Below are 24,995 nucleotides of genomic sequence, written 5' to 3'. Positions count from 1 at the left end.
CGGCGGGGTGCGGGCCACGTCAGCGGGACGTTAGCCGCACGTCAGCGGGACGTGAGCGGCGCCCGGAAGACTCATGGATGTCAGCACGCCGGGGCGACTCACCACCGCACCGGGCTCTCGTCTCACCGTCTCACTCGGGGGAAAATTCCATGTCTGCCTTCCGGACCCGCAGCCGCGCCACGGCCCTGGCCGCCACGACCACCGCTGTACTCGCCCTGGCCCTGACCGCCTGCGGCGGCAGTGACAGCGGCACCGGCACCAGGTCGGAGGGCCCGGCGAACAGCGCACCGGCCGCCGCCGCGAAGTCCGCCACCGGCTCCGGCTCCACATCCGGCTCGGGGGACGGCACCACCGCCAAGACCTCCGTGGCCGCGAAGGGCACCACCACCGGGGGCAGCGGGACCGGAGGCACCACCGCCGGAGGCAGCACCGGCGGCGCGGCGAAGGCCGCCTCCGGGTCCGCGGGCACCCCGGCCTGCACCACCAAGGACGTCAGGATCAGTGCCGCCACCCAGGACGGGCCGCCCTACACCCACATCGTCCTGACGGCCAAGAACACCTCGGGCCGCACGTGCGAGATGAAGGGCTTCCCGCAGATCCAGTTCCTGGAGAGCCACAAGCAGAACATCCCGTCGGTCGCCAGGAGCAAGCCGGCGGCCCCCGTCGTACTCGGTGCGGGCGCACCGGCCTACGCGCTGGTCAAGCTGTCGGACGGGGGGGTCGACGAGAACGTCGAGCCCGTGAAGGCGTTCGCCGTGTGGCTCCAGGGCGGCAGCGGCCAGGCCGTCGTGGGAGCACCCGGTCCCGATGGCATCGCGGTCGACCCGGCGACGTACAAGACGGGCTACTGGACGTACGAGCTGCGCAACGGCGCCGACGACTTCTGAGCCGTCCGCACCCGAACCGCTCCCCCGTCCCCCGGTACGGCTGTCAGCCCTGCTCGTCCATCCCCGCGAGGACGAGCGGCAGCCGGGGCGTCCCCTCCGCGACCACGCGGACGGGGACGCCCCAGTCCTGCTGGTGGACATGGCAGGCCGGGTACTCGTTCGCGGGGTCGTCGTCGCAGGACGCGGCCATCGCGGAGACGTGCAGGACGCCCTCGGTCACGCCGTCCGCGAGGACCAGGTCGCGGAACAGGTCGGTGCCCGCGCCCTCTCCCCCGGCCAGCAGCTCCGGCGGGGTCGAGGAGACCAGCAGCCGGGTCGAGGGCCCGTACCGGGTGTCCAGCTTCTGACCGGCGGGCGCCTGGAAGACGACGTCGAGCCGGAGTGTGCCCGGGGCGATCTCGGTGGCGGCGCGCTGGGTGCGGTGCGCGGAGTCGGCGACGCGTACCGCCTCCTCGGGCAGCCGCAGCCGGGTCAGCCGGTGCCGGGCGGACTCGACGACCACGAGATCGCCGTCCACCAGCACGGCGTCGCTGGGCTCGCGCAGATCCGTGGCGAGCGTGCTGACCTCACCGCTCGCCGGGTCGTAGCGGCGCAGGGCGTGGTTGTACGTGTCGCAGACGGCGACCGATCCGTCGGGCAGCGCGGTGACGCCCAGCGGGTGCTGGAACAACGCCTGCTCCGCGGCCCCGTCGCGGTGGCCGAAGTCGAAGAGCCCGGTGCCGACTGCGGTGTGCACGACGCCCTCCAGGTCGACGTAGCGCAGCGAGGACGTCTCCGAGTCCGCGACCCAGAGCCGCTCCGCGGTGGCGGCGAGCCCGGACGGCTGGGCGAACCAGGCCTCCGCGCCCGGACCGTCGACCAGCCCCTCGTTCGTCGTCCCGGCCGCGACCCGGACGGTGCCGTCCTGCGCGTCGTACGTCCACAGCTGGTGGACGCCCGCCATGGCGATCCAGAGCCGGCCGTCGAACCAGGCGACGTCCCACGGCGAGGAGAGGTCCACCTCACGCCCTGCACCACTGGTGGGCGCCCCCTGCCACCACTGGCGGCCGGTGCCCGCGAGGGTGGTCGTCGCACCGGTCGTGAGGTCGAGCGCCCGGATGGCGTGGTTGACCGTGTCCGCGACGGCGATCCGGCCGTCGGGCAGCACGGTCAGCCCCTGCGGCTCGCTGAACCGGACCTCCTCGGGCCCGCCGTCGGTGAAGCCCCGGTCGCCGGTGCCGAAGTGGCGCCGGACGGTTTCGCCGTCCGCCTCCAGCTCGACCAGCCGGTGGCGGGTGGTGTCGGAGACCAGGAAGCCGCCGTCGTCCAGCAGCAGCGCCTTGCCGGGGAACCGCAGATGCGTCGCCACCGGCTCCGGCGCCACGTACGGACCGTCACCGCGCCGCAGGGTGCCCTTCGCGGCGTGCTCGGCCTCCAGCTCCTCGACCAGCTTCTCGATGGCGTGGGCGTGGCCCTCGCCCGCGTGCTGGGCGACGACATAGCCCTCGGGGTCGACGACGACGAGCGTCGGCCAGGCGCGTACGGCGTACTGCTTCCAGGTCGCCAGCTCGGGATCGTCGAGCACCGGGTGGTGCACCTCGTACCGCTCGACGGCGTCGACCACGGCCTGGTGCTCCGCCTCGTGGACGAACTTCGGCGAGTGGACGCCGATGATCACCACGGTGTCGCGGTGCTTCTCCTCCAGCTCGCGCAGCTCGTCGAGGACATGCAGGCAGTTCACACAGCAGAACGTCCAGAAATCCAAGATCACAATGCGCCCTCGCAGGTCAGCGAGGGTGTACTGCTGGTCGCCTGTATTGAGCCAGCCGCCCTTGCCGATCAGTTCGGGGGCCCTGACGCGCGCACGTGTTGCCATGTCAACAGTCAACATCACCGTGGCGCGCACGCATTCCGCAGGTACCTCGGGGAACCTGTGAGCCATGAGACTTCTCGTGCGAGAGCGCCTGTTCGGCATCGGCGACGACTACTGGATCGAGGACGCGGACGGCCACAAGGTCTTCCTCGTCGACGGCAAGGCCATGCGGGTGCGCGACACCTTCGAGCTGAAGGACGCGCAGGGCCGGATCGTCGTCGAGATCAAGCAGAAACTGATCAGCCTGCGCGACACGATGCTCATCGAGCGGGACGGCGAGCAGCTGGCCAAGGTCAAGCGGAAGCATCTGTCGCTGCTCCGCAACCACTACCGGGTGACGCTGGTGGACGGCACCGAGCTGGACGTCAGCGGCAAGATCCTGGACCGCGAGTTCGCGATCGACTACGACGGGGAGCTGCTGGCCCAGATCTCGCGCCGCTGGCTGACCGTCCGGGACACCTACGGAATCGACATCGTGCGGGAGGACGCCGACACGCCCCTGATGATCGCGGTGGCGGTGTGCGTGATCGTGCTCGCGGAGAAGGAGCACGAGGACTGAGCCGGGGCCGACCGCCGGTGCCTGTTTCAGGTGAAAGCGGTGCCTGTTTCACGTGAAACAGGCACCGGCCGGAAAGGGGGTCCCGGTTCAAGGCCCCGGCTCTCCGAGAACGGTCGGCGGCGCGAGTCCCAGCCGGCGGTCCTTGAGGGCCGGGAACTGCTCCCGGGTGGCGGCCACCCGGGACGGGTCGAACTCCACGCTCAGCACCTCCTCGTCCGCGCCCGCCTCCGCGAGCACCTCGCCCCAAGGGTCCACGACGATGCTGTGCCCGGCCTGCGGGACTCCGGCGTGGGTACCGGCGCAGCCGACGGCCAGCACGTACGCCTGGTTCTCGACGGCCCGCGCCCGGGCGAGCAGCGTCCAGTGCGCGCGGCGGCGCTCCGGCCAGCCCGCCGCGACGACCAGGGTCTCGGCGCCCGCGTCGACCAGCCCGCGGAACATCTCCGGGAAGCGCAGGTCGTAGCAGGTGGCGAGGCCGATCACGGTCTGCGGCAGAGCGAGCGTGACCAGCTCCTCTCCGGCACCCATCATGACCGCCTCGCCCTGGTCGAAGCCGAAGCGGTGGATCTTGCGGTAGGCGGCGGCCCGCTCACCCTCGGGGGTGAAGACGAGCGTGGTGTTGTAGAGAGTGCCGTCGTCGGCCCGCTCGACGAAGGAGCCCGCGTGCAGCCAGACCCCGGCGTCGGCCGCGGCCTTGGACATCGCCTCGTGCGTGGAGCCGAGCAGCGGTTCGGCCTCGGTCTCGAACACCTGGTAGGCGAAGGCTCCGACCGGCCAGAGCTCGGGCAGGACCACCAGATCCGCGCCCCGCTGGGCCGCGACCAGCGACGCCGCACGCTCTCTGCGCGCGTCGATGGATTCGTCCGGGTCTACTGCGATCTGGATGAGAGAGGCGCGCACACTACCACCGTCCTGGCATCTGAGCCGTCAACACGGGCCTACGATCGTCACACGAAAGCACTGCCGGGGTGCCTGCTCGCAGCGTAACTTGGACCGACCGAACCTCATCGCAGCCCGCAGCCCGCAGCCCGCCGTCCGCCGTCCGCGCCCAGTTCTCCAGCCCATGCACCGCAGAACCGCCCGAGGGGTCCCGTGACCGTCCATCCCAGCCTCCAGACCTACGCCGATGCCTGGACCCACTCCATCGAGTCGATAGCCGAGCTGGTGAGCCCGCTCACCGAGGGGGAGTGGAACGGCCGTACTCCATGCCCCAACTGGTCGGTGCGTGACATCGTGTCGCACATCATCGGCATGGAGTGTGAGCAGCTCGGTGACCCGCGCCCCATCCACACCCTGCCGCGCGATCTCTACCATGTGCAGAGCGACTTCGCCCGCTACATGGAGATGCAGGTCGATGTGCGGCGCCACCACACCGCACCGGAGATGACCTCCGAGCTGGAGTACACGATCATCCGGCGGTCCCGTCAGCTGCGCAACGAGACGCGTGACCCGGAGACCATGACGCGTGCGCCGCTCGGCGCCGAGCAGACCCTCGAACTGGCGCTGCAGATGCGCGCCTTCGACGTCTGGGTGCACGAGCAGGATCTGCGGACGACGCTGGGGAAGCCCGGCAACCTGGACTCCCCCGGTGCCGTGATCGTCCGGGACACGCTGCTGGCCGCCCTGCCGAAGGTGGTCGCCAAGGACGCGGGCGCACCGGCCAACTCGGCCGTCGTGCTGGATGTGCACGGTCCGGTGGAGTTCCTGCGGACCGTCCGGGTCGACGCGGAGGGCCGCGGCTCCGTGGACGGTGCGCCGTCGCTTGGTCCGGCGGTGACGCTGGCGATGGACTGGGAGACGTACGTACGGCTGGCCTGCGGCCGGGTGCGGGCGAGCGCGGTCGCGGACGGCATCAAGACCGAGGGCGACCAGGAGCTGGCCGCCGCCATCCTGCGGAACTTCGCCGTGACCCCGTAGCGCGTTGGTCCGTAGCCCCGAATCCCGTCCCCGCACTGCGCAGTCATGGCAATCGGCGCGCCCGCCCCGCAGGGGGGACGGGCGCGCCGCCGTTTTCGCGGTCGCACCGGGCGGTCACACGGGTACGTGCACGGCCTCCACGCGGCTGATCACATGGTGCTCGCGCTCCCGGTGCGCGGCCCTGCCCCGCAGCCGCAGGATCTGCGTGATGCCGAGGGCCTCCAGGACGAAGACCGAGGCGAACGCGACTCGGTAGTTGTCGCCGGTCGCGTCCAGCAGCACCCCGACGGCGAACAGCGTGGTCATCGACGCGATGAAGCCGCCCATGTTGACGATCCCCGACGCGGTGCCCTGGCGCTCCGGCGGGTTGGCCGGGCGGGCGAAGTCGAAGCCGATCATCGACGCGGGCCCACAGGCGCCGAGCACCACGCACAGCGTGACCAGCAGCCACATCGGCGCATGGTCGCCGGGGTGCAGGATGGCCGACGCCCACAGCAGAGCCGTCGCCGCGACCGTGCCCAGCGCGAGCGGCAGCCGGGCCGCGTGGTGCCGGGCGATGATCTGCCCGTAGACCAGGCCGACGGCCATGTTGGAGAGCACCACCAGGGTGAGCAGTTCTCCCGCCGTCCCCCGGCTCAGCCCCTGCGCCTCGACCAGGAACGGCATGCCCCACAGCAGCAGGAACACCATGGCCGGGAACTGCGTGGTGAAGTGCACCCACATCCCGAGCCGGGTGCCGGGTTCCCGCCAGGCGGCGGCGATCTGCTTGCGCACGTAGGCCGCTCCGGCGTGCTCCGCGGGCGGCGGTTCGTGGCCCTCGGGGTGGTCCTTCAGGAAGAGCAGCAGCAGGACCAGCACCACGACCCCGGCCAGCGAGCTGCCGACGAAGGTGGTGGTCCAGCCGAGGCCGTGCAGCGAGCGGGCGATCACCAGCGTGGAGACGAGGTTGCCCGCCATCCCGAAGAGGGCGGCGACCTGGCCGATCATCGGGCCGCGCCGGGCCGGGAACCAGCGCGTCCCCAGCCGCAGCACGCTGATGAACGTCATCGCGTCGCCGCAGCCCAGCAGGGCTCGGGAGGCCAGCGCGGCACCGTACGACGGGGAGAGCGCGAAGCCGAGCTGTCCGAGGGTGAACAGGACGGCGCCGATGGCGAGCACCTTCTTGGTGCCCAGCCGGTCCACCATCAGGCCCACGGGTATCTGCATGCCCGCGTAGACGAGCAGCTGGAGGATGGAGAAGGTGGAGAGGGCGGAGGCGTTGACGTGGAACCGGTCGGCTGCGTCGAGTCCGGCGACGCCCAGGCTGGTGCGGAAGATGATGGCGACGAAGTAGACGGCGACCCCGATGCCCCAGACCCGGGCGGCACGCCGGCCGCCGGGCGGATCGCCGGGCAGGGAGAGGGTGGGGGAGGCGGCGGAGCTCACCGGTCCTCACCCCTGACCAGCACCTTGACCCGGCTCACATGACGGCGCACGACGTGCGCGGCACCGTCCGCGTCACCGGACCTGATCGCCTCCAGCAGCTCACCGTGCTCGGTGATGTTCGCGGCGACCCTGCCGGGGTGGGCCTCCATGACGGCGACGCCCATCCGCAGCTGCCGGTCGCGCAGCTGGTCGTAGAGGCGGGACAGGATCTCGTTCCCGGCGTGCCGGACGATCTCGGCGTGGAAACAGCGGTCCTTCACGGAGACGGCCGCCAGGTCACCCGCCTCCGACATCTGCCGCTGCTCGTCGAGGAGCTCCTCCAGCCGGGCGATCAGCTTCGCCGAGGCGGGCACGGCCCGGCGCACGGCGAACTCCTCGACCAGCAGCCGGGTCTCCACGACGTCCGCGATCTCCTGGGCGGAGACGGCGAGCACCAGGGCGCCCTTCTTCGGGTAGAGCTTGATCAGCCCCTCCACCTCCAGCCGCAGCAGCGCCTCGCGCACGGGCGTGCGGGAGACCCCGACGGCGTCCGCGAGATCGCCCTCGGTGAGGAGCGTCCCGCCCTCGTAACGGCGGTCCAGGACCGCTTCCTTGATGTGGGTGTAGACGCGCTCGGCGGCAGGGGGCTGCTTCACCGGCGGACGGACGGGCGACGAGGCTGGGGCAGGCATGCGCACAGCATAGATACAACATGGATGCAGACAACGGCGCGTCCGGATGATGGACTGCGCCGTGCGCGCCGCCAAGGGCCGCGCGGACGGCGCACGGCACCCGGCGCACGACACCCGTCACCCCGCACCCCGCACCTGGCACCTGGCACCTGGCACCTGGCACCTGGCACATGATCCATCTGGCGCCACCTGTTGGAGCCCGGCCGCTTCGAGCCGCTCGACGCCACTCAGGCCGGTCTGCCGGACCTGGTGACCTCCCGCTGGAGTCGGTTCGCCGTCACGGGACAGACGAACAGACATGACGGCACCGCACGGAAACCGTTCACGACGCGCACCCCCTGCGTACGGCGGCCCGCGTCCGACCGCACCGGGCCCGCCGGCCTCGCGGCCGACCACCACCAGGCCTTCCGGAAGGCGCTCGCCCCCTCACGGTGAGGCGACAGCGCACACCGGAGAATTCACCCCCCTTTCCCTACAACCCTTCATCCGACTCATACGTCTCACAACGCGCGGCACCCTCATGTGGCCGCATTCCAGGGGCATTTGGAGCGTTCAAGTTGAATATCGGCATTAAGGACATAAGGCGCGTATCGGCCACCACCACGGTCGCCCTCACCGCAGGTGCCGTCATCGCGGGAGGCGCGTTCGCCACCCAGGCCCAGGCCGCCGCGCCGAAGCCGCCGACGATCGTCGCCAAGGGCGGCTACGTGATGAACAACGGCACCGGGAAGTCCCTGTTCAGCAAGGCCGCGGACACCCGCCGGTCCACCGGCTCCACGACGAAGATCATGACCGCCCGGGTGGTGCTGGCCACGAAGGGCCTCAACCTGGACTCCAAGGTCACGATCCAGAAGGCGTACAGCGACTACATCGTCTCCAAGGGCGCGTCCTCGGCCCGCCTCATCGTGGGCGACAAGGTCACGGTCCGTCAGCTGCTGTACGGCCTGATGCTGCCGTCCGGCTGCGACGCCGCGTACGCCCTGGCCGACAAGTTCGGCTCCGGCTCCACGCGGGCGGCCCGGGTGAAGTCGTTCATCGGCAAGATGAACAGCACGGCCAAGACCCTCGGCCTGAAGAACACGCACTTCGACTCCTTCGACGGCATAGGGAACGGGTCCAACTACTCGACCCCGAAGGACCTCACGAAGATCGCCAGCAGCGCGATGAAGTACTCCACCTTCCGCAGCGTCGTCAAGACGAAGTCGACCAAGCAGAAGGTCACGACGAAGACCGGTGGCTACCGCTACATGTCGTGGACCAACACCAACAAGCTGCTGGGTACGTACAGCGGCGCGATCGGTGTGAAGACGGGCTCCGGCCCGTCGGCCAAGTACTGCCTGGTCTTCGCCGCGACCCGCAAGGGCAAGACGGTCATCGGCACGGTCCTGACGGCCACGTCCGAGTCCACCCGGACCTCGGACGCGAAGAAGCTCATGGACTACGGCTTCAAGAAGTAGTCATGCCGGGCTCTGCCCGACGTCATAAGAGAGGGGCCCCGCGGACAGTCCGCGGGGCCCCTCTTGTGAGCCCGGCATGATCCAGCCGAGAGGCCCTGAGGCCTGTCGGCGGATCATGGCCGGGGGCCCTGATCCGCCGGACAGGCCCTAGCTGTCCTGCCGTTCCTCGGACTCCGTCGCACGCGGGCGACGGCTGCGGAAGCGTTCCAGTACGGCCGCGCCGAGAATCACCAGCCCGATGGCGATGACTCTGCTCGTCTGGTAGCCGGCCGTCGTGTCGTCCGCCGCGTCGGACCACACGAACACCCACAGCGTTCCGGCGATCCCGGCGACGATGAGGAGGACGGCCCCTACCGGGCCGATGCCCCACCACCACGGCGCCTCGGGGTGTGCTTCGGACCGGTCGTGTTCGTCGTTCGCCAAGACGTTCTCCTGCTGATGAAGCGGTAGCGGCCCCCGGCGCCGTCACGGGCCGGGAACATGGAAGGACGCACAAGGCGGGCCCTCGGGTTGCCCGCGGCATGACACCGGTCGGCGCCTGCCCGGAACTCCAGGGCGCGGTAACCCGTTTCGGGGGCATCGGCGCCGGGCCCTCCGACCGGGCCGGCTTGTCAGAGGCGCGCAGTACGGTCGCCCCATGGCAGCCACCATCGACCTGACACTGGACGCCGCGGACGCGCAGGCCCTCGCAGCCTTCTGGAGGACCGCCCTCGGCTACATCGACGAGCCACCGCCCGCCCCCTTCCGGACCCGCGAGGAGTGGCACGCGTCCTTCGACCCGCCGGAGGACGACTCCGTGGACGACGGCGCATGGCTCTGCGATCCCGACGGCAACGGCCCCCGCCTGGCCATCCTCAAGGTCCCCGAGCCCAAGACCGCGAAGAACCGGCTCCACATGGACGTCCGGGTGCCGGGACACGGCACGCCCGACGAACGCTGGGCCCGGATCAGAGCGGAGTCCGAACGCCTGGTGCGGGCGGGCGGCACCGCCCTGGAGACGTTCGACGGGCACCACATCATGATGGCGGACCCGGAGGGCAACGAATTCTGCGTGGCGGCCTCGTCCGCCTGAGGCCCGCCGCCCTGGCCGGTCCGGGCGGGGCCGGCCGGGTCGCGGAAGAGCCTCAACGCCGTAGTGCCGCCACCGCCGCGTCGAACGCCGAGTCGCGGTTCTTCGCGAACTCCTCCTCGGTGAAGACCGGCGTACGGATGTGCGGCGGGATGCCCGCCCCGTCGAAGGTCCGGCCGGAACGGGTCAGGAACTCCTCGTTCGGCAGCCACAGCGCCATGCCGTTCGGCAGCACCCGGTCCAGCGTGTCCGAGAAGACGCCCTGGGTGGGCTCCCCGATCCGGATCGTCCGGCCGGGCCGGTCGATGAGCGCCTGCGTGAAGGTCTCACCCGCGCTGTACGTCGTCCCGGAGGTCAGTACGGCGACGGGGCCGGTGTAACGCGGCCTGCCCTTCGCGGGCTGCACGGGGACGGGCCGGGGCCGGGTGTACTGGGTGCGCTTGCGGTAGGCGACGTACGGGGTGTCCGTCAGGCGCTCCGCGATGTGCACGCCGAGCGCGTCGGAGCCGCCGCCGTTGATCCGTACGTCGATGACCAGCCCCTGGAGCGACGCCGTGCGCCCGGTGGTGAGGACGGCGTCCAGCGCCTTGTCGAGCTGGGCCAGCTGGGCGGCGTACGCCGGGTCCTCCGTGTCGTACCCGGCGAACCCGGAGATCCGCAGATAGCCGAGCCCTTCCGGCAGGTCCGCGTAGCTGATCCGCCCGCTCGCGAACTCCCTGGGCTTCTTTCCGTTGAGGTCGCGCGCCACGATGTGGTTCTTGACCCTCGCGTCCAGCTCCGGCCCCGGCACCGCCGTTCCCGGCCGGTTCCCGGCGAAGTAGCGGTCTCCGTCGAAAACGGCCACATGCGCGTCGTACAGCGGCTTCACCATGTCGCTGAACAGTGCGAACAGTTCGTCGCGCGTCGTGTCCGCGTGCACCTTCGGCCGGTACGTCTCGCGTACGGCGTGCCAGTCGATGCCCTTGGCCCCGAAGAACGGGTAGTTCTCCTCGAAGGACTGCCAGAAGACGTCGAACGTCGTCACCGGGTCCGTGGCGGTGAGGCGCTCGCACGCCTCCGGCAGCCGCCCGATCCGCCGCAGCTCCCTGCGCCCCGCCGAACCGGACAGCTCCAGCGACCCGGCGTCCGGCCGCACGGTGAGGACCGTCCCGTCACCGGCCCTGAACACGCCCTGCCCCGTCTGCTCGGCGGACTCGCCCTCCAGGCAGCTCACCGAGGTCGTCTGGTACTCCTGCAACCGCCCGTCCGCGATGCGCAGGACGGTGCCGTACCCGTTCACCCGCCAGGTGCCGTCGGCCGGCCCCGGCTGCGCCGCCGCGGCCGGCGCGACCGCCCCGCCGGCGAGGGCCAGCGCCACGAGTGCCGTCGCGGCCCTGGATCTCCGAAGTCGCACAGTCTCCACCTCTCCCCGTACGCGATCTGCGTCACAGGTCCGACGATCGCGCATGGCCCGCCGGGGCGACATCGGGCAGGCAGGCGGATCGACAGGGGGGATACCCCCTCACCCCCGGGGGCCGGGGGTGAGCGGTCACACCTCATCCCCCGAGGGCCGGGGTGAGCGATCACGCACCCCCGAGGGCGGGGTGAGCGATCACGCACCCTCCGCCTCGAAGGCCTGTGCCACCGCGAGGCTGTCCTCGTAGACGTGGTGCCGGGTGACGAGACCGTCCGCGAAGGTGAGGTGCAGGGCGAACCGTGCGCGGTAGGCACGTCCGGTGGACCGGGCGGTCTGCCGGATCTCCCCGAACACGACCGCGTCGTCGCCGTCCACCAGGATCCGCTCGATCTCGGTGGCCGCGGCCCCGGGCACGTGGTGCTCGCCCAGCTCGCGGTAGTGCGCGGCGGCGTCGGCCCGGGTGGAACGGTGGCGGATCCACGGGGTGGCGGCCCGGCCGTGCTCGGCCTGTGGCCAGTCCAGCTTCCAGTCACCCCGCTCGGCGTACAGCTCGGCGACGCGCTCGGGGTCCCCCGCCCCGATCCGGCGCAGCAGCTCCTCCACGGCGGCGCGGGTGGTCGTGGGCGGGGACGCTTCAACTGCCATGGACGGTCATCCAGTTCGTGGGCAGCCCCGATCGGAGCGGCGATCGCCATCCTGGCCCGCACCGGCCGCCACCGCGATTACCTCCCGGGTAAGGGCGGTTCCGCGCCGCGGCGCGGAAAACCACTGGATCGCCGCCCTCGCACGCCGCTACCGTGCTGCCGGTCCCCGTCGTCCAGGCAAGGGCGTTCCGTTGTACACCGTTTGAGACCTCCCACGAGCTGATCTGTCGCGCGTCGCACGCACCTGTGCGCCGTGCTGATTCCTGCTGCGGATTTCTCACCCTGAAAACGGTGTACCCCTGTGCTCAACAACTGGGTCGTCATGCCCACTTGCCTTCCGCTCGTCCTGCGCCGCTGCCACGCGTGCGCGTCCGGGACCTTCCGGGCCAACGGCAAGTTCCGCGTCAACGCCAACCACAAGCTCCTCGATGCGTGGCTCCTCGCGCTCTGCACCACGTGCGGGGAGACCACCAAGCTCACGGTCCTGGAGCGGGCGCACGTACGCTCCATCCGGCCCGGACTGCTGGACCGGATGCACGACAACGATCCCGGTCTGGCGGCCGAGTTGCTCCAGGACCCGGCCCTGCGGCGCCGCAACCGCATCGCCCTCGACTGGACCGGTGCCTGGCGCCTGGACACGGGCGAACCGGCCGAACCGGCCGCCGTCACGGACGTCGAGGTGATCGAGGTATCGGTCCGCTTCGCGGCGCGGATTCCGGTCCGGCCGCTGCGGCTGATCGCTGAAGGGTGCGGTCTCTCCCGGGCGGAGGCGGAACGGCTGCTCACCGAGGGCAACCTCGTGTCGGCGGCCAGGCTGAGCGGAAAGCTCTCCGGCGGCTTCACGTTCCTGCTGAAGCGCTGAACGCGGAGATCCCACACCCAGAGGAGACGGAAGCCTGCCGGATCGTCGGCACCGACCGCCGCACCGGCGAACGGTGGCCACGGCCGGCAGGCATCCGGGAACGGCTCCTCCCCGGAGACGGCCGACCATGATCCGAACGGGAGACCGGACAGGCCTAGGGTGTGCGGATGCCTGAGACCTTCGATCTCCGCGTCGAACTTCCCGCCGCCCTCACGGGCCCCGCAGGGGCCTGGCAGTTCGTCGAACGGTTTGCCGCGCGTCTCGGCGCGCCGACCGGGCCGGACGACGGATACCCGGAAGCTGAGCTCGCCGCTGCGGAACTGCGGCTCGGACTGCGGCTTCCGCCGGCGGTGCGGGAGCTGTACGCCAGGTTCGGCCGCCGCCACGACCTGCTGCACGGGACGAGGTCGCTGCTGCCCCCCGAGGAGTTGGAGGTGTCCGGCGACGCCCTGATCTGGCAGGTGGAGAAGTTCTGGCTGTACCAGCTCGCCGTACCGCTCGACCGGTTCGCGGAGACCGACCCGCCCGTGCTGATCGACGGGAGTTCGCAGGCGTACGAAGACTGGGAGCCGTTCGCCGACCGCTTCTCCGCCGTGTGCGTGGAGACGGTGATGTCGGAGAACGCACTCTGCGGAGACTGGGGCGGGTGGCGCCGCGAGTGCCTGGCGTCCGACGCCGCGTACCTGGAGCGGTCACTCACCCGCATGCCGCCGCTGCTCTCCCCCGACGGTCGGGACAACGCGGACCGCTGGTACGCGGGCGCGGATGTCCTGGTGCACGAAGACCGCTCGGACGACCGGTCGGAGCTGGGATGGCTGTACGTCCGCGCGCTGACGCGGGAGGCGCTGGACGGCGTCCGGGCGGCGCTGCCGGGGCCGTGGACCGAGACCGTGGACCACTGAGGGCCACGCGGGTGCTCCGAGCCCGCCGGGCCCGGTCCTGTACGCCGGACCGGGCCCGGGGGCACGCGTCGTCAGCGGGAGCGGATTCCCAGCGCGACGAACTGAGTGACCGCGTCGTCCGCGAAGTTGTCGTCACTGACCAGTACCAGCGAACGTTCGCCGCCGCGCAGCGCCGGACCCCACGTCATGCCCTCGGTGTTGTCGACCGTGGACAGGCCCAGATCGTCGAAGTCCGCGACCAGCTTCTTCCGCATCGGCTGGATTCGCTGTCCGGCCAGCGAGTCGACGTTCCGCACGTCGGTCGCGCCCCGGGTGGTGGCGTCGTAGAGCCGGATCTTGTAGCCGGAGCCCGCGACCCAGCTGCGTTCGAGCACGAGGTAGCGGCTGGGGTCGTCGGGGAACGCGAGGATCGAGGACACCCCGGTGTCCGGACCCCACGGGCTGGTCGGGTCCGACGCGGCGAAGATCTTCTCCAGCGGGTAGGCGAACTGCCCGAGGACGTCGCCCCGGCGGCTCTGCTGCGTGACGCGGACCAGGGCGCCGTGCTCCAGGGTCGGCTCCGGGCCGTCCTGGAGCAGCGGACCCTCGACCGCGCTGGTCAGCACGCGGCCCCGGTCCCCGAACGTGATCGCCTCGACGGCCTTGTTCCGCCGCAGCCCCCGATCGGTCATCGTGTTCTCGTAGTCGGCCGGCAGCGGCAGCTGTCCCCGGTAGGCACCGTGGCGCCCGGCGAACTGGATGGACGGCTGGATCAGCGGTTCACCGGCCGACTTGGGCCGGTCGCCCTCCTGGGCCCACCAGTACCGGCAGCTGCGCGGGTCCACCCGCACCTCCTCCGGGTCCACCGCCTTGCCGTCCCCGGCGCTCGCCGGCGGGTAGACCGAACCGTCCGGCTGACGGAACGGGTGCGTGCCGGTGAAGTCGACGGAGTGCACCCCGGCACCGTCCACCGCGATCCTCGCGGTGTAGAAGCGGGCGGGCTGGAGCACCGAGCGGTCGTCGCTGATCGCGACGTACTCACCCGTGCACGGGTTCCGGTCGAGGCCGGACAGACCGCCGACCGTCGTGCCCTCAAAGGCAAGCTTGTGCGGAACGATCTTCTCGCCCAGCAGCCGGGCCTGCGCCCCGATGCGGGACTTCACAGCGGTGCCCGTCCGCGCGGCGGCGCCGTCCGACTGGGCCGCCACGGCGGGCGCCACCGTCGCCACCAGCACCAGGGCCGCGAGAGAGGCGCGGCGGAACAAGGAAGATTTCATGTAAGCGATCTTGTCCCGGTGCGCCCGGTGCTCGCAGTCACCCATAAGCGTGATGGGGTCACGCAACGGAGTGACGTGAGGGTTGAAACGGTACCGCCCGTGTCCCGCAGACGAGTTGACCTGTCCGGCAGCCTTGCGCGGCGACCGTCAGCCGCTGTGCTCGCGGTCGTAGGCCGCCTGGGCGGCGGCGACCGAGCCGCCGTGCCGCTTGGCCCAGTCGGTGAGCTCCAGCAGCGACGTGTGGAGCTCACGGGCCATTTCCGTCAGCGTGTACTCGACCCTGGGCGGAACGACCGGATGGACGGTGCGTACGAGCAGTCCGTCCCGCTCCAGCCTGCGCAGATTGAGCGTGAGCATGCGTCTGCTGATCCCCGTGATCGACCGCTCCAGCTCCGTGAACCGGACCGGGCCCTGCGCGGCGGCCACCAGGATGCCGATGCTCCACTTCCCGGAGACGTGATCGAGAACCTCCGAGACCGGGCACGCCTCGCTGGCCAGGGCCGTCACATCGATGTGCCTCTGGGACATGAAAGTGCCTTCTTCCGCCCGGTCCGACCGTTACCAATCATGTACTCGGTATCAAATCGTGCACCGAACCGGAAGGCGGCCCAATGCTCCAGGAACTCACAGACCGCGCTGCGATCGTGGACGCCGTCATCGCGTACGCGACGGCCCTGGACACCAGGGACTGGGAGGCGCTGGGCGCACTGTTCACGGACGACGCCTGCTGGGAGTACAGCGGTTCGGGAGAGCGGCTCCGCGGGCCCGACGCGATCGTTGCCAGGATCAGCACCAGCCTGGAGCGGATCGACGCCACCCAGCACCTGAACGGCAACCACGTCGCCGCGGTGCACGGCGACCAGGCCGAGCACACGTGCTACTACCAGGCCCAGCATGTCCGCCACGGCCTGCCCGACGGCGAGAAGTTCCTCGGCGGAGGCCGCTACGAAGACCGACTCCGCCGCACCCCGGACGGCTGGCGATTCACCCACCGCAGGATCACCAACATCTGGAGCGACGGAAACCCCGCCGTGCTCGCGCCCTGACATCAGGCCGCGCAACGGAAGCCGGGGCCGGCTACGTGGTGTACCGCGCCTGCCCCAGGGTCTCCCGGAAGGCGTCCCACGCGGCGGGGGCGAGCAGGAGGACGGGGCCGTCCAGCCGCTTGGAGTCGCGGACGGCGACGGTGTGCGGGATGTTGCGGGCGACCTCGACGCACTCACTGGCCGTCGCGCTGTAGCTGGACTTACGGAAGCGGAACACCTTCACCTGCTCATTTCCTTCGCAATGCTGTCGATGAACTGGACTGAGTCGTAGGGAGCCAAGCTCATTCGTGACGCCTGGTTGAAGAGGTCGACGAACACCTGGCTCTCAGCAGCATCCTCTACCCACATGGTGGACCGAGGAAGGTCCATGTGCACGACGTCCACCGCTTCATCTTCGCCGAACGACAGCACGTTGAACGGGCCACCGATGCAGGGATGGCCACCAGCCCAGAAGGGCAGAACCTGAATGTGTACATTCGGCAGGTCAGCCAGCTGGCACAGATGCTCAAGCTGACGTGACATCACCTGTGGCCCGCCCATAAGTTGCCGGAACGCCGCTTCCCAGATGACCGCATGGATACGAAGCGGCGTATCGCCGTGCAACCTGGTCTGACGCCTGGCCCGTCCAGCGACGACATCCTCGATCCGGTCGATGTTGTCCCAAGACATGTCCGCAACACCCATGGCCCGGGTGTACTCGGCAGTTTGAAACAGGCCTGGAATGATGGCCATCTGCCACTGCCGCACCTTGACAGCGGCATCCTCCATCGCGATGTACTCCACCTGCGTGGCCAACGTGGGGGTGTCGTTCCACCACCCCTTCACCTTGCGGCGCTCCCGGTCGGTCTTGGCGAGCTCCAGCAGATGCGTGACCGCCCTCGGTTCACCGACTCCGTACAGGGCGCACAGAGCGACAATGTCGGGGTCACGCATGGGGACCCAGCCGCTCTCCATCTTGACCACCTTGGTCTGGGTCGCACTGAGTGCTGCAGCCGCTTCGCGCTGGGTCATGCTCGCCGCCACTCGCAGACGCTGAAGCTCTCCACCCAGCCGTCGCCCCAGAACGGTCGAGACCCGATTGTCCATCGCTCTCTTGCCAGACGTCTGCACATCAACCTCCCTGTGAACGTGACCAGTGTGGCAGCTAGTTGAGCGCAGAGAATCGCCCATCACTCATATGGGGAATATATGTCCCGAACCCTTGAGTCCGAGATAGCAGGCCACTACGTTCGGCACCACGCCGCTCACCCAGCGGCACCGCCCGGCGGAAGTGCACCGCCCTGCCCTGCTCAGGAACAGGTCCGGCATCGCCACCGCCTCCCCCTCACCGAGAGGCACGCGTCCATGACCGCAGCCCAGGAGAAGGTCCCTGTCCCCGAGCCCGTCCTCCAGGAGGACCGGCTCGACTACACGCCCACCGCGCGCAGCGTCCACCTCTGCCGGCTCCGGGCCGTGCGGCTGGTGTCCGAGTGGGGGTATCCCAATCACGTGGCGGAAGTGGCGCTACTGGTCAGCGAGTTGGCGACCAACGCCCTGCTGCACGGCTCCGTGCGCGGGCGGCTCTTCCGCGTGCACCTCATCCTCACGGCCGCCACCCTCCGCATCGAGGTCAGCGACCCGCGCGGTGAGCGGTTGCCCGCGGTGCGCGAGGCGCAGGAGGACGACTGCTACGGGCGCGGGCTGTTCATCGTCGACCGGCTGGCCGACCGCTGGGGCGTCGAGCCGCGCATCGTCGGCAAGACCGTCTTCGCCGAACTCGCCCTGCGCAGGCGGGCGGACGGGGAAGCCTCCGCCCGGAACGTCCCATAACCGAAGAAGCGGGCCCGCGCACACCTCGCACGGGCCCACCTCATACACGTAACCGATCAGCCGCCCTGGCCGGCGCTGCCGATCGGGCCGACCAGCACCTGGTCACCGTTGCCGCTGTCGCCCGCGGGCAGCGAGCTCTCGCCCGGCCAGGCGAGGGTGACCGACTTCGTCTCGTTCGGCGGGGTCACCACGAGACCCGTGATGCGGATGCCGGAGCCACCCGTCTTGTTGAGCGGGTAGCTGACGTTGGAGTCGATCTCCTTGCCGCTCTTGAGGGTGTACGGGTCGCCGGGGTCACCCTTGCGCGTGGCGGAGATCGTCCCCGCGTTCGTCTTCAGGTCGACGCCCACGAACCCGGAGATCACGCAGTCCGCGCCGCTGGTGTTCGTCAGCGCCACCGCGATGCTGCCATCGCGGTCGCCGTCGATGAAGGTGTCCAGCGCCGTGATCTTCAGCCCGTCGGTGGTGCACTTGCCGCCCTTGGCGTCGGAGCCGCTCCCGCCGGACGTGGAACCGCCGGACGTGGAACCGCCGGAGGCGGAACCGTTGGAGGCCGGGGCGGACGACTCCTTGCCACCGGCCTCGTCCGTACCGCCCGAGTCCGAGCCACCGCCGGAGGAGGACGCGGCGGACGCGGACGACCCCGATGACGGGTCGGTCTGCCCCGCGGCGTCGTCGTCGTTCTGGCAGGCCGTGAGCGAGAGACCCGCAGCGAGGGCCAGGGCCGCGAAGGTGAGCTTACGAGCGCGCATGGTTTCGTCCTCAGCATCGGTTGGTCAGTACCGGCCCACTCGGTACGGGTCGGTACCAGCGAGCGCTTCTGATCAACAGGACCGGCTGGGAGGGTTCGGCCGTTCCCCCGGCAACCGGCTACTACATGCCTGTTACAAGCGCGCCGAGCCGGGACGGGCCGATGGGTGCGCCAGGAAAAGCCGTCTGACCTGCCGTCATGCCCGGCGGGCGGACATGGCAGTGGGCCCGCGCGCACCTCGCGCGGGCCCACCTGACACACCTGTCTCCGGGGCGGCTACGCCCAGGTGATCAGCCGCTTCGGCTGTTCCAGGATCGCGGCGACGTCCGCCAGGACCTTCGAGCCGAGCTCGCCGTCGACCAGGCGGTGGTCGAAGGAGAGGGCCAGCGTGGTGACCTGACGGGGCTTCACCTTGCCCTTGTGCACCCACGGCTGGAGCTTGATCGCGCCGACCGCGAGGATCGCGGACTCACCGGGGTTGAGGATCGGCGTGCCCGTGTCGACGCCGAAGACGCCGACGTTGGTGATGGTCACCGTGCCGCCCGCCATCGCCGCCGGGGACGTCTTGCCCTCGCGGGCCGTGGAGACCAGCTCGCCCAGGGACGCGGCCAGCTGCGGGAGCGTCTGCTCCTGCGCGTCCTTGATGTTCGGCACGATCAGCCCGCGCGGGGTGGCCGCCGCGATGCCCAGGTTCACGTAGTGCTTCTGCACGATCTCCTGGTTCGCCTCGTCCCACGCGGCGTTGACCTCGGGGTGGCGCTTGATCGCGACCAGCAGGGCCTTGGCGATGATCAGGAGCGGATTGACCCGCACCCCGGCCATCTCCTTGTCCTCCTTCAGCTCCGCGACGAGCTTCATCGTGCGCGTCACGTCGACCGTCACGAACTCGGTGACGTGCGGCGCGGTGAACGCGCTGCCCACCATCGCCTGCGCGATCGCCTTCCGCACGCCCTTGACGGGGATACGCGTCTCGCGCGCACCCGTCGAGGCGACCACGGCCGGGGCCGAGTCCGGGGCCGGGGCGGAGGCCGGCGCCGGGATCTGCGCCTGCACCGGCTCGGGGGCCGGGGCCGGGTTCGCCGCCGCGTGCACGTCCTCGCGGGTGATGACGCCGCCCTCGCCGGTCGGGCTGACCGTCGCGAGGTCGATGCCCAGGTCCTTCGCCAGCTTGCGCACCGGAGGCTTCGCGAGCGGGCGGGCCTCGGGCACGACGGCGCCCGTGCCGTGGCCGTTCATCTCGCCCTGGATCGCGGCGGAAGCGGCTGCGGGCGGAGCGGTCTCCGTGCCCTTGCGGGCGCGCCGCTTCGTGGAGGACTCGGCCACGCCGTAGCCGACCAGGACCGGGGTACGGCCCTTCGGCGCCTCGGCCTCGGCCTCCGGCTCGGCGGCGGGCGCGGGGGCCTCGGCCGCCGGAGCCGGGTCCGGGGCGGCGTCGCCGCTGCCCGGTGCCACGTCCACGACGATGATCACCTGGCCGACGTCCACGGTGGTGCCCTCGTCGAAGCGCAGCTCGTGCACCACCCCGTCGAACGGGATCGGCAGCTCGACGGCCGCCTTCGCCGTCTCGACCTCGCAGACGACCTGGCCGTCGGTGACGGTGTCGCCGGGCTGGACGAACCACTTGAGGATCTCGGCCTCGGTCAGTCCCTCGCCCACGTCGGGCATCTTGAACTCACGGAAGCGAGCGGCGTTCGTAGTTTCGGTCATCGTTGTCACGCCCCAGTCCTCAGTACGCCAGCGAGCGGTCGACGGCGTCGAGCACACGGTCCAGACCCGGCAGGTACTCGTCCTCCAGCCGGGCCGGCGGGTACGGCACGTGGTAGCCGCCGACCCTCAGCACGGGTGCCTCCAGGTGGTAGAAGCACCGCTCCGTGATGCGGGCGGCGATCTCCGCGCCGGAACCGTAGAACACCGGCGCCTCGTGCACCACGACCAGGCGGCGGGTCTTCTCGACCGAGGCCTGGATGGCGTCGAAGTCGATCGGGGACATCGAGCGCAGGTCCACGACCTCGACCGACTTGCCCTCCTCCTGAGCGGCCGCGGCGGCCTCCAGACAGACCTTCACCATCGGGCCGTAGGCGACCAGCGTGAGATCCGTGCCGGTGCGGGCGACCGCGGCGCGGTGCAGCTGGCCGGGGATGGACTCGGTGTCCAGCTCCCCCTTGTCCCAGTAGCGCCGCTTCGGCTCGAAGAAGATGATCGGGTCGTCGCTCTGCACGGCCTGCTGCATCATCCAGTACGCGTCGGACGCGTTGGACGGGGAGACCACCTTCAACCCCGCGACGTGCGCGAACAGCGCCTCGGGCGACTCGCTGTGGTGCTCCACCGCGCCGATGCCGCCGCCGTACGGAATCCGTACGACGACCGGCAGCTTGATCTTGCCGAGCGAGCGGGCGTGCATCTTCGCGAGCTGCGTGACGATCTGGTCGTACGCGGGGAAGACGAAGCCGTCGAACTGGATCTCCACGACCGGCCGGTAGCCGCGCAGCGCCAGGCCGATCGCCGTGCCGACGATGCCGGACTCCGCGAGCGGGGTGTCGATGACGCGGTCCTCGCCGAAGTCCTTCTGGAGGCCGTCGGTGATCCGGAAGACGCCGCCGAGCTTTCCGACGTCCTCACCCATGATGAGGACCTTGGGGTCGGTGTCGAGGGCCTTGCGCAGCGACTCGTTGAGCGCCTTCGCGATGGACATCTTTTCCATGGCCATGGCTACTTGCCCTCCTCGGCGAACGATGCCTGGTACGCGGCGAACTGGGCACGCTCCTCGTCGACGAGGGCGCTCCCGTCGGCGTAGGCGTGGTCGAAGATCGCCATCCGGTCCGGTTGCGGCATGGACCGTACCGCCTCGCGGACCCGCTTGCCGAGGGTCTCGCTCTCCTCTTCGAGGGCGGTGAAGAACGCCTCGTCGGCGGCGCCCTCGTTCTCCAGGTAGCTGCGCAGGCGCAGGATCGGGTCCTTGGCCTCCCAGGAGGCGCGCTCCTCGTCGGCCCGGTACTTCGTCGGGTCGTCGGAGGTGGTGTGCGCGCCCATCCGGTAGGTGAACGCCTCCACCAGGGTGGGGCCCTCGCCCCGGCGGGCCCGCTCCAGGGCGGACCGGGTGACGGCCAGGCAGGCCAGTACGTCGTTGCCGTCGACCCGGACGCCGGGGAAGCCGAAGCCCTGGGCGCGCTGGTAGAGCGGCACCCGGGTCTGCTTCTCGGTCGGCTCCGAGATCGCCCACTGGTTGTTCTGGCAGAAGAACACGACCGGCGCGTTGTAGACCGCCGAGAAGGTGAAAGCCTCCGCCACATCGCCCTGGCTGGAGGCGCCGTCACCGAAGTACGCGATCACGGCCGAGTCCGCGCCGTCCTTGGCGACGCCCATGGCGTAGCCGGTGGCGTGCAGGGTCTGCGAGCCGATGACGATCGTGTAGAGGTGGAAGTTGTTGGTGTTCGGGTCCCAGCCGCCGTGGTTCACACCGCGGAACATCCCGAGCAGGTTGGTCGGGTCGACGCCCCGGCACCAGGCCACACCGTGCTCGCGGTAGGTCGGGAAGACGTAGTCGTCGTCGCGCAGGGCCCGGCCGGAGCCGATCTGGGCGGCCTCCTGGCCCAGCAGCGAGGCCCACAGGCCCAGCTCGCCCTGGCGCTGGAGGGCGGTGGCCTCCGCGTCGAAGCGGCGGGTCAGGACCATGTCCCGGTACAGGCCGCGCAGCTCGTCCGCGGTCAGGTCGATCGAGTAGTCCGGGTGCTCGACGCGCTCGCCCTCGGGCGTCAGCAGCTGTACGAGTTCGGGTCCGGAACTCATGGGCGCCTTCGCGGGCGTCTTCGCGGCGCTGGTCCGCTTGCTGCTGCGTCGCGGTTTACGCGCGGCAGCAGTGCTCTCCACGGTCACGTGCGTGCTCCTCCGTCGGTCCGGCCCCCGGGGTCTGCCGGGAGACCAGTGCGGCTCGCCTGTGTCCGTACCCGTGCACGGGGTGGGGTGCCGCTCGGTCCGGGAACAGGCGTGACAGGTGCCCCGGCGAGCGCCCTGTTATTAGGCACGTTACCCAGTGCCTCGCGTAACTGCGAAACCCTATCTGACCTGCGATTTTGCTTGGATATCCAAGTAAATCGAGGAATTCGGGAACTCTCGCTGGTCACAGCACTGGTAACAGCCTTGCAGGCTGCCGGAACAACGGCACGTTATCCCGCCGGACAGCGGCAGGGAAGGGGGGAGTGTGTGAGACTGCGTTTGTGCGCAAAGAAGGAAAAATCACGGTTTTTCTGCTGGATGACCATGAAGTCGTCCGCCGCGGAGTTCATGAGCTGCTCTCTGTGGAGGACGATATCGAGGTGGTCGGTGAGGCCGGCACCGCCGAGGACGCGCTGGTCCGTATCCCCGCGACCCGGCCCGATGTCGCCGTCCTCGACGTACGGCTGCCGGACGGCAGCGGGGTGGAGGTCTGCCGGGAGATCCGGTCCCGGGACGAGTCCATCAACTGCCTGATGCTGACCTCGTACGCCGATGACGAGGCGCTTTTCGACGCGATCATGGCGGGCGCCTCCGGATACGTGCTCAAGGCGATCCGGGGCAACGAGCTGCTGAACGCCGTACGGGACGTGGCGGCCGGGAAGTCGCTGCTCGACCCGGTGGCCACCGCGCGGGTGCTGGAGCGGCTGCGCGACGGCAAGAAGGGGCGCGGCGACGACAAACTCGCGGGCCTGACCGAGCAGGAACGCAAGATCCTGGATCTGATCGGTGAGGGGCTGACGAACCGGGTGATCGGGGAGCGGCTGCACCTCGCGGAGAAGACGATCAAGAATTACGTCTCCAGCCTGCTCTCCAAACTCGGTATGGAGCGCCGCTCGCAGGCCGCCGCCTATGTCGCGCGGCTCCAGGCGGAGAAGCGCTGAGCCCGTACGGGGCCCGGGGGGCCGATTAGGGACTTTGGTCCCCCGGCACCCGGGGCCGCGGCCTCTTTTTACGTGCATCGCGGTCACGCACAGTGGAGGTCATGTCCACCGAGGAAGAACTCCACGCAATCGACCTGCTCGGCCGGGTCCCCTACGGCCGACTGGCGACGAGCATGCGCGCTCTTCCCTTTCTGACGGTGGCCCGCCATGTGGTGATCGACGGCCGGGTGGTCCTGCGGATGCACGGCGGACTCGGCTACCACGACGCCTGCAACGGCACCGTCGTCGCGTACGGGGCGGACAACTTCAACGTGGCCGCCGCGGCCGGCAGCCGGGATCTGTGGTCCGTGGAGTTCACCGGGCCCGCGCAGACCGTCGAGCCGACCTGCGCCCAGCGCGAGCTCTTCGGTCCCGCCCCCGTCGAGGTGAACGGGGAGCCCTTCACCCCGGCGTTCCTCCGTCTCGACCCGCACTTCGTCCAAGTGCACACTCTGGACTTCCACGCAACTCGCCACAGCCTGCAACACAGCGTGATCTAACATCTGGCGAGTGCCGCGCTCATCTGTAACCCTTACGCCTGTTCCCCCGGTCCGTGAAGTGCTCCGCCGCTACCCGCACGCAGGTGAGCCGCTCACCTGCGAACCGCTGGACCAGGGACTGCTCAACCACGGATACCGGGTCTCCACGACCCGGGGCTCCTACTTCCTCAAGCACCATCTGGACGATTCCACCGGCGACCGCGCCACGATCCTCCGCCAGCACCGGGCCACCCAGCGGCTCCAGTCACTCGGAGTGCCCGTCGCCCCGCCGGTCGAGGACACCGAGGGCGGCACGGTCACCGAGATCGGCGGCCGCTGCTACGCCCTGCACCCCTGGGTCGACGGGCTGCACCGGGCCGGCGCCCAGCTCACCGTGGCCCAGTCGGTACGGCTCGGGGCGCTCCTCGGAGCCGTACACACAGGTCTTGAACAGGTGATGGAGGCCGGCGCGGGGGGTGCGGGCGGTGCGGACACGCCGCCCGGTCATGCCAGCCCCGATCCCGCAGACACCTTCGCGGTGATCGACGAGCTGCTGGCCGCCGCCCGCGGCCGGCGGCCCCGGGACTCCTTCGACGAACTGGCCGAGCACCGGCTCCTGGAGCGGCGCACCCTGCTGGACCAGCACGCGGACCGCCGGCCGCCCGCGCCCGGGGTGCCGGCGACCGGCTGGGTGCACGGCGACTTCCACCCGCTGAACGTGCTCTACCGGGGCGCCGACCCGGTGGCGATCCTCGACTGGGACCGGCTCGGCGTGCAGCCCCGGGCGGAGGAGGCGGTACGGGCCGCCGCGATCTTCTTCGTCCAGCCGGCCGGTGAGCTGGAGCTGGCGAAGGTACGGGCCTACGCACGCGCCTACCGGCGGGCGGCCGGGGCCGGGGCGGCCGAGCTGGCCGCCGCGGTGCACCGGGTGTGGTGGGAGCGGCTCAACGACTTCTGGATACTGCGCTGGCGGTACTGCCTGAACGACCGAAGGGCCGACCCGCAGTTTCCCGCGGTGTCGGCCCTGGCGGTGTGGTGGACCCGTGAGTACGACGCGGTGTGCGAGGCCTTCACGGGGTGAGACGGATGGCGGATGACGG

Annotated in this window: 27 protein-coding genes; 12 read left to right on the top strand and 15 right to left on the bottom strand. The window is 70.4% G+C overall.

The window, feature by feature from the left end:
• Window positions 1–149 precede the first annotated feature (149 nt).
• Window positions 150–887 carry a DUF4232 domain-containing protein gene (locus ACIP89_RS08810; RefSeq protein WP_401924788.1) on the top strand — a complete coding sequence of 246 codons (738 nt, stop codon included), beginning with the start codon at window positions 150–152 and terminating at the stop codon, window positions 885–887.
• Window positions 888–930: 43 nt separating this feature from the next.
• On the opposite strand, the gene ACIP89_RS08805 is transcribed toward ACIP89_RS08810, so the two are convergent.
• Window positions 931–2,742: an NHL domain-containing thioredoxin family protein gene (locus ACIP89_RS08805; protein ID WP_402113878.1), complete on the bottom strand. Its 1,812-nt coding sequence runs from the start codon at window positions 2,740–2,742 to the stop codon at window positions 931–933.
• A 64-nt stretch (window positions 2,743–2,806) separates the two neighbouring features.
• Between ACIP89_RS08805 and ACIP89_RS08800 the strand changes: the two genes are divergently transcribed.
• Window positions 2,807–3,298 (top strand): LURP-one-related/scramblase family protein, encoded by a 492-nt coding sequence (locus tag ACIP89_RS08800; RefSeq protein WP_401924793.1) that lies wholly within the window; start codon window positions 2,807–2,809, stop codon window positions 3,296–3,298.
• 87 nt (window positions 3,299–3,385) lie between these two features.
• Here ACIP89_RS08800 and ACIP89_RS08795 read toward each other — a convergent pair whose 3' ends face one another.
• Window positions 3,386–4,198, bottom strand: coding sequence for a carbon-nitrogen family hydrolase (locus ACIP89_RS08795; protein WP_402113875.1), 813 nt, complete (start codon window positions 4,196–4,198; stop codon window positions 3,386–3,388).
• Window positions 4,199–4,390: 192 nt separating this feature from the next.
• On the opposite strand from ACIP89_RS08795, the gene ACIP89_RS08790 reads away from it, so the two are divergent.
• Window positions 4,391–5,215: a maleylpyruvate isomerase family mycothiol-dependent enzyme gene (locus tag ACIP89_RS08790; RefSeq protein ID WP_401926182.1), complete on the top strand. Its 825-nt coding sequence runs from the start codon at window positions 4,391–4,393 to the stop codon at window positions 5,213–5,215.
• A 114-nt stretch (window positions 5,216–5,329) separates the two neighbouring features.
• On the opposite strand, the gene ACIP89_RS08785 is transcribed toward ACIP89_RS08790, so the two are convergent.
• Both ACIP89_RS08785 and ACIP89_RS08780 read right to left on the bottom strand, forming a co-directional pair.
• Window positions 5,330–6,640 carry a nitrate/nitrite transporter gene (locus ACIP89_RS08785; RefSeq protein WP_401924800.1) on the bottom strand — a complete coding sequence of 437 codons (1,311 nt, stop codon included), beginning with the start codon at window positions 6,638–6,640 and terminating at the stop codon, window positions 5,330–5,332.
• Window positions 6,637–7,311: a GntR family transcriptional regulator gene (locus tag ACIP89_RS08780; protein WP_401924802.1), complete on the bottom strand. Its 675-nt coding sequence runs from the start codon at window positions 7,309–7,311 to the stop codon at window positions 6,637–6,639. Before ACIP89_RS08780 ends, ACIP89_RS08785 begins: the two co-directional genes overlap by 4 nt.
• A gap of 557 nt (window positions 7,312–7,868) precedes the next feature.
• On the opposite strand from ACIP89_RS08780, the gene ACIP89_RS08775 reads away from it, so the two are divergent.
• On the top strand, window positions 7,869–8,768 hold the full coding sequence (locus tag ACIP89_RS08775; RefSeq protein WP_401924804.1) for a D-alanyl-D-alanine carboxypeptidase family protein: 900 nt from the start codon (window positions 7,869–7,871) through the stop codon (window positions 8,766–8,768).
• Between the two features lie 147 nt (window positions 8,769–8,915).
• On the opposite strand, the gene ACIP89_RS08770 is transcribed toward ACIP89_RS08775, so the two are convergent.
• Window positions 8,916–9,191 (bottom strand): hypothetical protein, encoded by a 276-nt coding sequence (locus ACIP89_RS08770; protein ID WP_401924806.1) that lies wholly within the window; start codon window positions 9,189–9,191, stop codon window positions 8,916–8,918.
• 214 nt (window positions 9,192–9,405) lie between these two features.
• Here ACIP89_RS08770 and ACIP89_RS08765 point away from each other — a divergent pair, with 214 nt between their 5' ends.
• Window positions 9,406–9,840: a VOC family protein gene (locus tag ACIP89_RS08765; protein WP_402113872.1), complete on the top strand. Its 435-nt coding sequence runs from the start codon at window positions 9,406–9,408 to the stop codon at window positions 9,838–9,840.
• Window positions 9,841–9,892: 52 nt separating this feature from the next.
• Here ACIP89_RS08765 and ACIP89_RS08760 read toward each other — a convergent pair whose 3' ends face one another.
• Together ACIP89_RS08760 and ACIP89_RS08755 are read right to left on the bottom strand one after the other, a co-directional pair.
• Window positions 9,893–11,230 (bottom strand): S41 family peptidase, encoded by a 1,338-nt coding sequence (locus tag ACIP89_RS08760; RefSeq protein WP_402113869.1) that lies wholly within the window; start codon window positions 11,228–11,230, stop codon window positions 9,893–9,895.
• Window positions 11,231–11,428: 198 nt separating this feature from the next.
• Window positions 11,429–11,878, bottom strand: coding sequence for a nuclear transport factor 2 family protein (locus ACIP89_RS08755; protein ID WP_401926175.1), 450 nt, complete (start codon window positions 11,876–11,878; stop codon window positions 11,429–11,431).
• 300 nt (window positions 11,879–12,178) lie between these two features.
• Here ACIP89_RS08755 and ACIP89_RS08750 point away from each other — a divergent pair, with 300 nt between their 5' ends.
• A complete protein-coding gene (locus ACIP89_RS08750; RefSeq protein WP_402113867.1) occupies window positions 12,179–12,739 on the top strand; it encodes a DUF1062 domain-containing protein in 561 nt (186 codons plus the stop codon).
• Between the two features lie 167 nt (window positions 12,740–12,906).
• Window positions 12,907–13,641 (top strand): SMI1/KNR4 family protein, encoded by a 735-nt coding sequence (locus tag ACIP89_RS08745; protein WP_401926170.1) that lies wholly within the window; start codon window positions 12,907–12,909, stop codon window positions 13,639–13,641.
• Between the two features lie 71 nt (window positions 13,642–13,712).
• On the opposite strand, the gene ACIP89_RS08740 is transcribed toward ACIP89_RS08745, so the two are convergent.
• On the bottom strand, window positions 13,713–14,897 hold the full coding sequence (locus ACIP89_RS08740) for an esterase-like activity of phytase family protein (protein WP_402113865.1): 1,185 nt from the start codon (window positions 14,895–14,897) through the stop codon (window positions 13,713–13,715).
• A 147-nt stretch (window positions 14,898–15,044) separates the two neighbouring features.
• Window positions 15,045–15,425: a winged helix-turn-helix transcriptional regulator gene (locus ACIP89_RS08735; RefSeq protein WP_401924823.1), complete on the bottom strand. Its 381-nt coding sequence runs from the start codon at window positions 15,423–15,425 to the stop codon at window positions 15,045–15,047.
• A gap of 83 nt (window positions 15,426–15,508) precedes the next feature.
• Here ACIP89_RS08735 and ACIP89_RS08730 point away from each other — a divergent pair, with 83 nt between their 5' ends.
• Complete coding sequence (locus tag ACIP89_RS08730; RefSeq protein WP_402113864.1) at window positions 15,509–15,943, top strand: nuclear transport factor 2 family protein; 435 nt, start codon at window positions 15,509–15,511, stop codon at window positions 15,941–15,943.
• 31 nt (window positions 15,944–15,974) lie between these two features.
• On the opposite strand, the gene ACIP89_RS08725 is transcribed toward ACIP89_RS08730, so the two are convergent.
• Together ACIP89_RS08725 and ACIP89_RS08720 are read right to left on the bottom strand one after the other, a co-directional pair.
• The gene (locus tag ACIP89_RS08725; protein ID WP_401924828.1) at window positions 15,975–16,166 is read right to left on the bottom strand and encodes a DUF397 domain-containing protein; all 192 of its coding nucleotides are present in this window, start codon (window positions 16,164–16,166) and stop codon (window positions 15,975–15,977) included.
• Window positions 16,163–17,029: a helix-turn-helix domain-containing protein gene (locus ACIP89_RS08720; protein ID WP_402114567.1), complete on the bottom strand. Its 867-nt coding sequence runs from the start codon at window positions 17,027–17,029 to the stop codon at window positions 16,163–16,165. The genes ACIP89_RS08725 and ACIP89_RS08720 overlap by 4 nt, the downstream gene beginning before the upstream one ends.
• Before the next feature lie 258 nt (window positions 17,030–17,287).
• Here ACIP89_RS08720 and ACIP89_RS08715 point away from each other — a divergent pair, with 258 nt between their 5' ends.
• Entirely contained in the window at window positions 17,288–17,752 is a 465-nt protein-coding gene (locus tag ACIP89_RS08715) for an ATP-binding protein (RefSeq protein WP_402113863.1), read from the top strand.
• A gap of 56 nt (window positions 17,753–17,808) precedes the next feature.
• Here ACIP89_RS08715 and ACIP89_RS08710 read toward each other — a convergent pair whose 3' ends face one another.
• The 4 genes from ACIP89_RS08710 to pdhA form a co-directional block, all read right to left on the bottom strand.
• A complete protein-coding gene (locus ACIP89_RS08710) occupies window positions 17,809–18,504 on the bottom strand; it encodes a DUF4232 domain-containing protein (protein WP_401926160.1) in 696 nt (231 codons plus the stop codon).
• A 275-nt stretch (window positions 18,505–18,779) separates the two neighbouring features.
• A complete protein-coding gene (locus ACIP89_RS08705; protein ID WP_402113861.1) occupies window positions 18,780–20,219 on the bottom strand; it encodes a dihydrolipoamide acetyltransferase family protein in 1,440 nt (479 codons plus the stop codon).
• Window positions 20,220–20,229: 10 nt separating this feature from the next.
• Window positions 20,230–21,210, bottom strand: a complete 981-nt coding sequence (locus tag ACIP89_RS08700) for an alpha-ketoacid dehydrogenase subunit beta (protein WP_401924843.1) — start codon at window positions 21,208–21,210, stop codon at window positions 20,230–20,232.
• A 2-nt stretch (window positions 21,211–21,212) separates the two neighbouring features.
• Complete coding sequence (gene pdhA / locus ACIP89_RS08695) at window positions 21,213–22,376, bottom strand: pyruvate dehydrogenase (acetyl-transferring) E1 component subunit alpha (RefSeq protein ID WP_402113859.1); 1,164 nt, start codon at window positions 22,374–22,376, stop codon at window positions 21,213–21,215.
• Between the two features lie 341 nt (window positions 22,377–22,717).
• Between pdhA and ACIP89_RS08690 the strand changes: the two genes are divergently transcribed.
• The 3 genes from ACIP89_RS08690 (at window position 22,718) to ACIP89_RS08680 (ending at window position 24,976) form a co-directional block, all read left to right on the top strand.
• Window positions 22,718–23,377 (top strand): response regulator, encoded by a 660-nt coding sequence (locus tag ACIP89_RS08690; protein ID WP_389690595.1) that lies wholly within the window; start codon window positions 22,718–22,720, stop codon window positions 23,375–23,377.
• A 101-nt stretch (window positions 23,378–23,478) separates the two neighbouring features.
• A complete protein-coding gene (locus ACIP89_RS08685) occupies window positions 23,479–23,916 on the top strand; it encodes a pyridoxamine 5'-phosphate oxidase family protein (protein WP_401924847.1) in 438 nt (145 codons plus the stop codon).
• A 58-nt stretch (window positions 23,917–23,974) separates the two neighbouring features.
• Entirely contained in the window at window positions 23,975–24,976 is a 1,002-nt protein-coding gene (locus ACIP89_RS08680) for a phosphotransferase enzyme family protein (RefSeq protein WP_401924850.1), read from the top strand.
• Window positions 24,977–24,995: the final 19 nt, after the last annotated feature.

Origin of the sequence: Streptomyces sp. NPDC088730 (genome assembly GCF_044751215.1) — a bacterium.
Lineage (GTDB): Bacteria > Actinomycetota > Actinomycetes > Streptomycetales > Streptomycetaceae > Streptomyces.
This window is presented reverse-complemented; position numbering and strand designations above follow the sequence as displayed.

What these genes read in the sequence shown, in the direction of transcription:
- ACIP89_RS08765 (WP_402113872.1), top strand. Translation starts at nt 9,406, where the DNA reads ATGGCAGCCACCATCGACCTGACACTGGACGCCGCGGACGCGCAGGCC.
- ACIP89_RS08755 (WP_401926175.1), bottom strand. Translation starts at nt 11,878, where the DNA reads ATGGCAGTTGAAGCGTCCCCGCCCACGACCACCCGCGCCGCCGTGGAG.
- ACIP89_RS08715 (WP_402113863.1), top strand. Translation starts at nt 17,288, where the DNA reads ATGACCGCAGCCCAGGAGAAGGTCCCTGTCCCCGAGCCCGTCCTCCAG.
- ACIP89_RS08805 (WP_402113878.1), bottom strand. Translation starts at nt 2,742, where the DNA reads ATGGCAACACGTGCGCGCGTCAGGGCCCCCGAACTGATCGGCAAGGGC.
- ACIP89_RS08800 (WP_401924793.1), top strand. Translation starts at nt 2,807, where the DNA reads ATGAGACTTCTCGTGCGAGAGCGCCTGTTCGGCATCGGCGACGACTAC.
- ACIP89_RS08730 (WP_402113864.1), top strand. Translation starts at nt 15,509, where the DNA reads ATGCTCCAGGAACTCACAGACCGCGCTGCGATCGTGGACGCCGTCATC.
- ACIP89_RS08745 (WP_401926170.1), top strand. Translation starts at nt 12,907, where the DNA reads ATGCCTGAGACCTTCGATCTCCGCGTCGAACTTCCCGCCGCCCTCACG.
- ACIP89_RS08735 (WP_401924823.1), bottom strand. Translation starts at nt 15,425, where the DNA reads ATGTCCCAGAGGCACATCGATGTGACGGCCCTGGCCAGCGAGGCGTGC.
- ACIP89_RS08720 (WP_402114567.1), bottom strand. Translation starts at nt 17,029, where the DNA reads ATGGACAATCGGGTCTCGACCGTTCTGGGGCGACGGCTGGGTGGAGAG.
- ACIP89_RS08710 (WP_401926160.1), bottom strand. Translation starts at nt 18,504, where the DNA reads ATGCGCGCTCGTAAGCTCACCTTCGCGGCCCTGGCCCTCGCTGCGGGT.
- ACIP89_RS08740 (WP_402113865.1), bottom strand. Translation starts at nt 14,897, where the DNA reads ATGAAATCTTCCTTGTTCCGCCGCGCCTCTCTCGCGGCCCTGGTGCTG.
- ACIP89_RS08685 (WP_401924847.1), top strand. Translation starts at nt 23,479, where the DNA reads ATGTCCACCGAGGAAGAACTCCACGCAATCGACCTGCTCGGCCGGGTC.
- ACIP89_RS08810 (WP_401924788.1), top strand. Translation starts at nt 150, where the DNA reads ATGTCTGCCTTCCGGACCCGCAGCCGCGCCACGGCCCTGGCCGCCACG.
- ACIP89_RS08700 (WP_401924843.1), bottom strand. Translation starts at nt 21,210, where the DNA reads ATGGCCATGGAAAAGATGTCCATCGCGAAGGCGCTCAACGAGTCGCTG.
- ACIP89_RS08780 (WP_401924802.1), bottom strand. Translation starts at nt 7,311, where the DNA reads ATGCCTGCCCCAGCCTCGTCGCCCGTCCGTCCGCCGGTGAAGCAGCCC.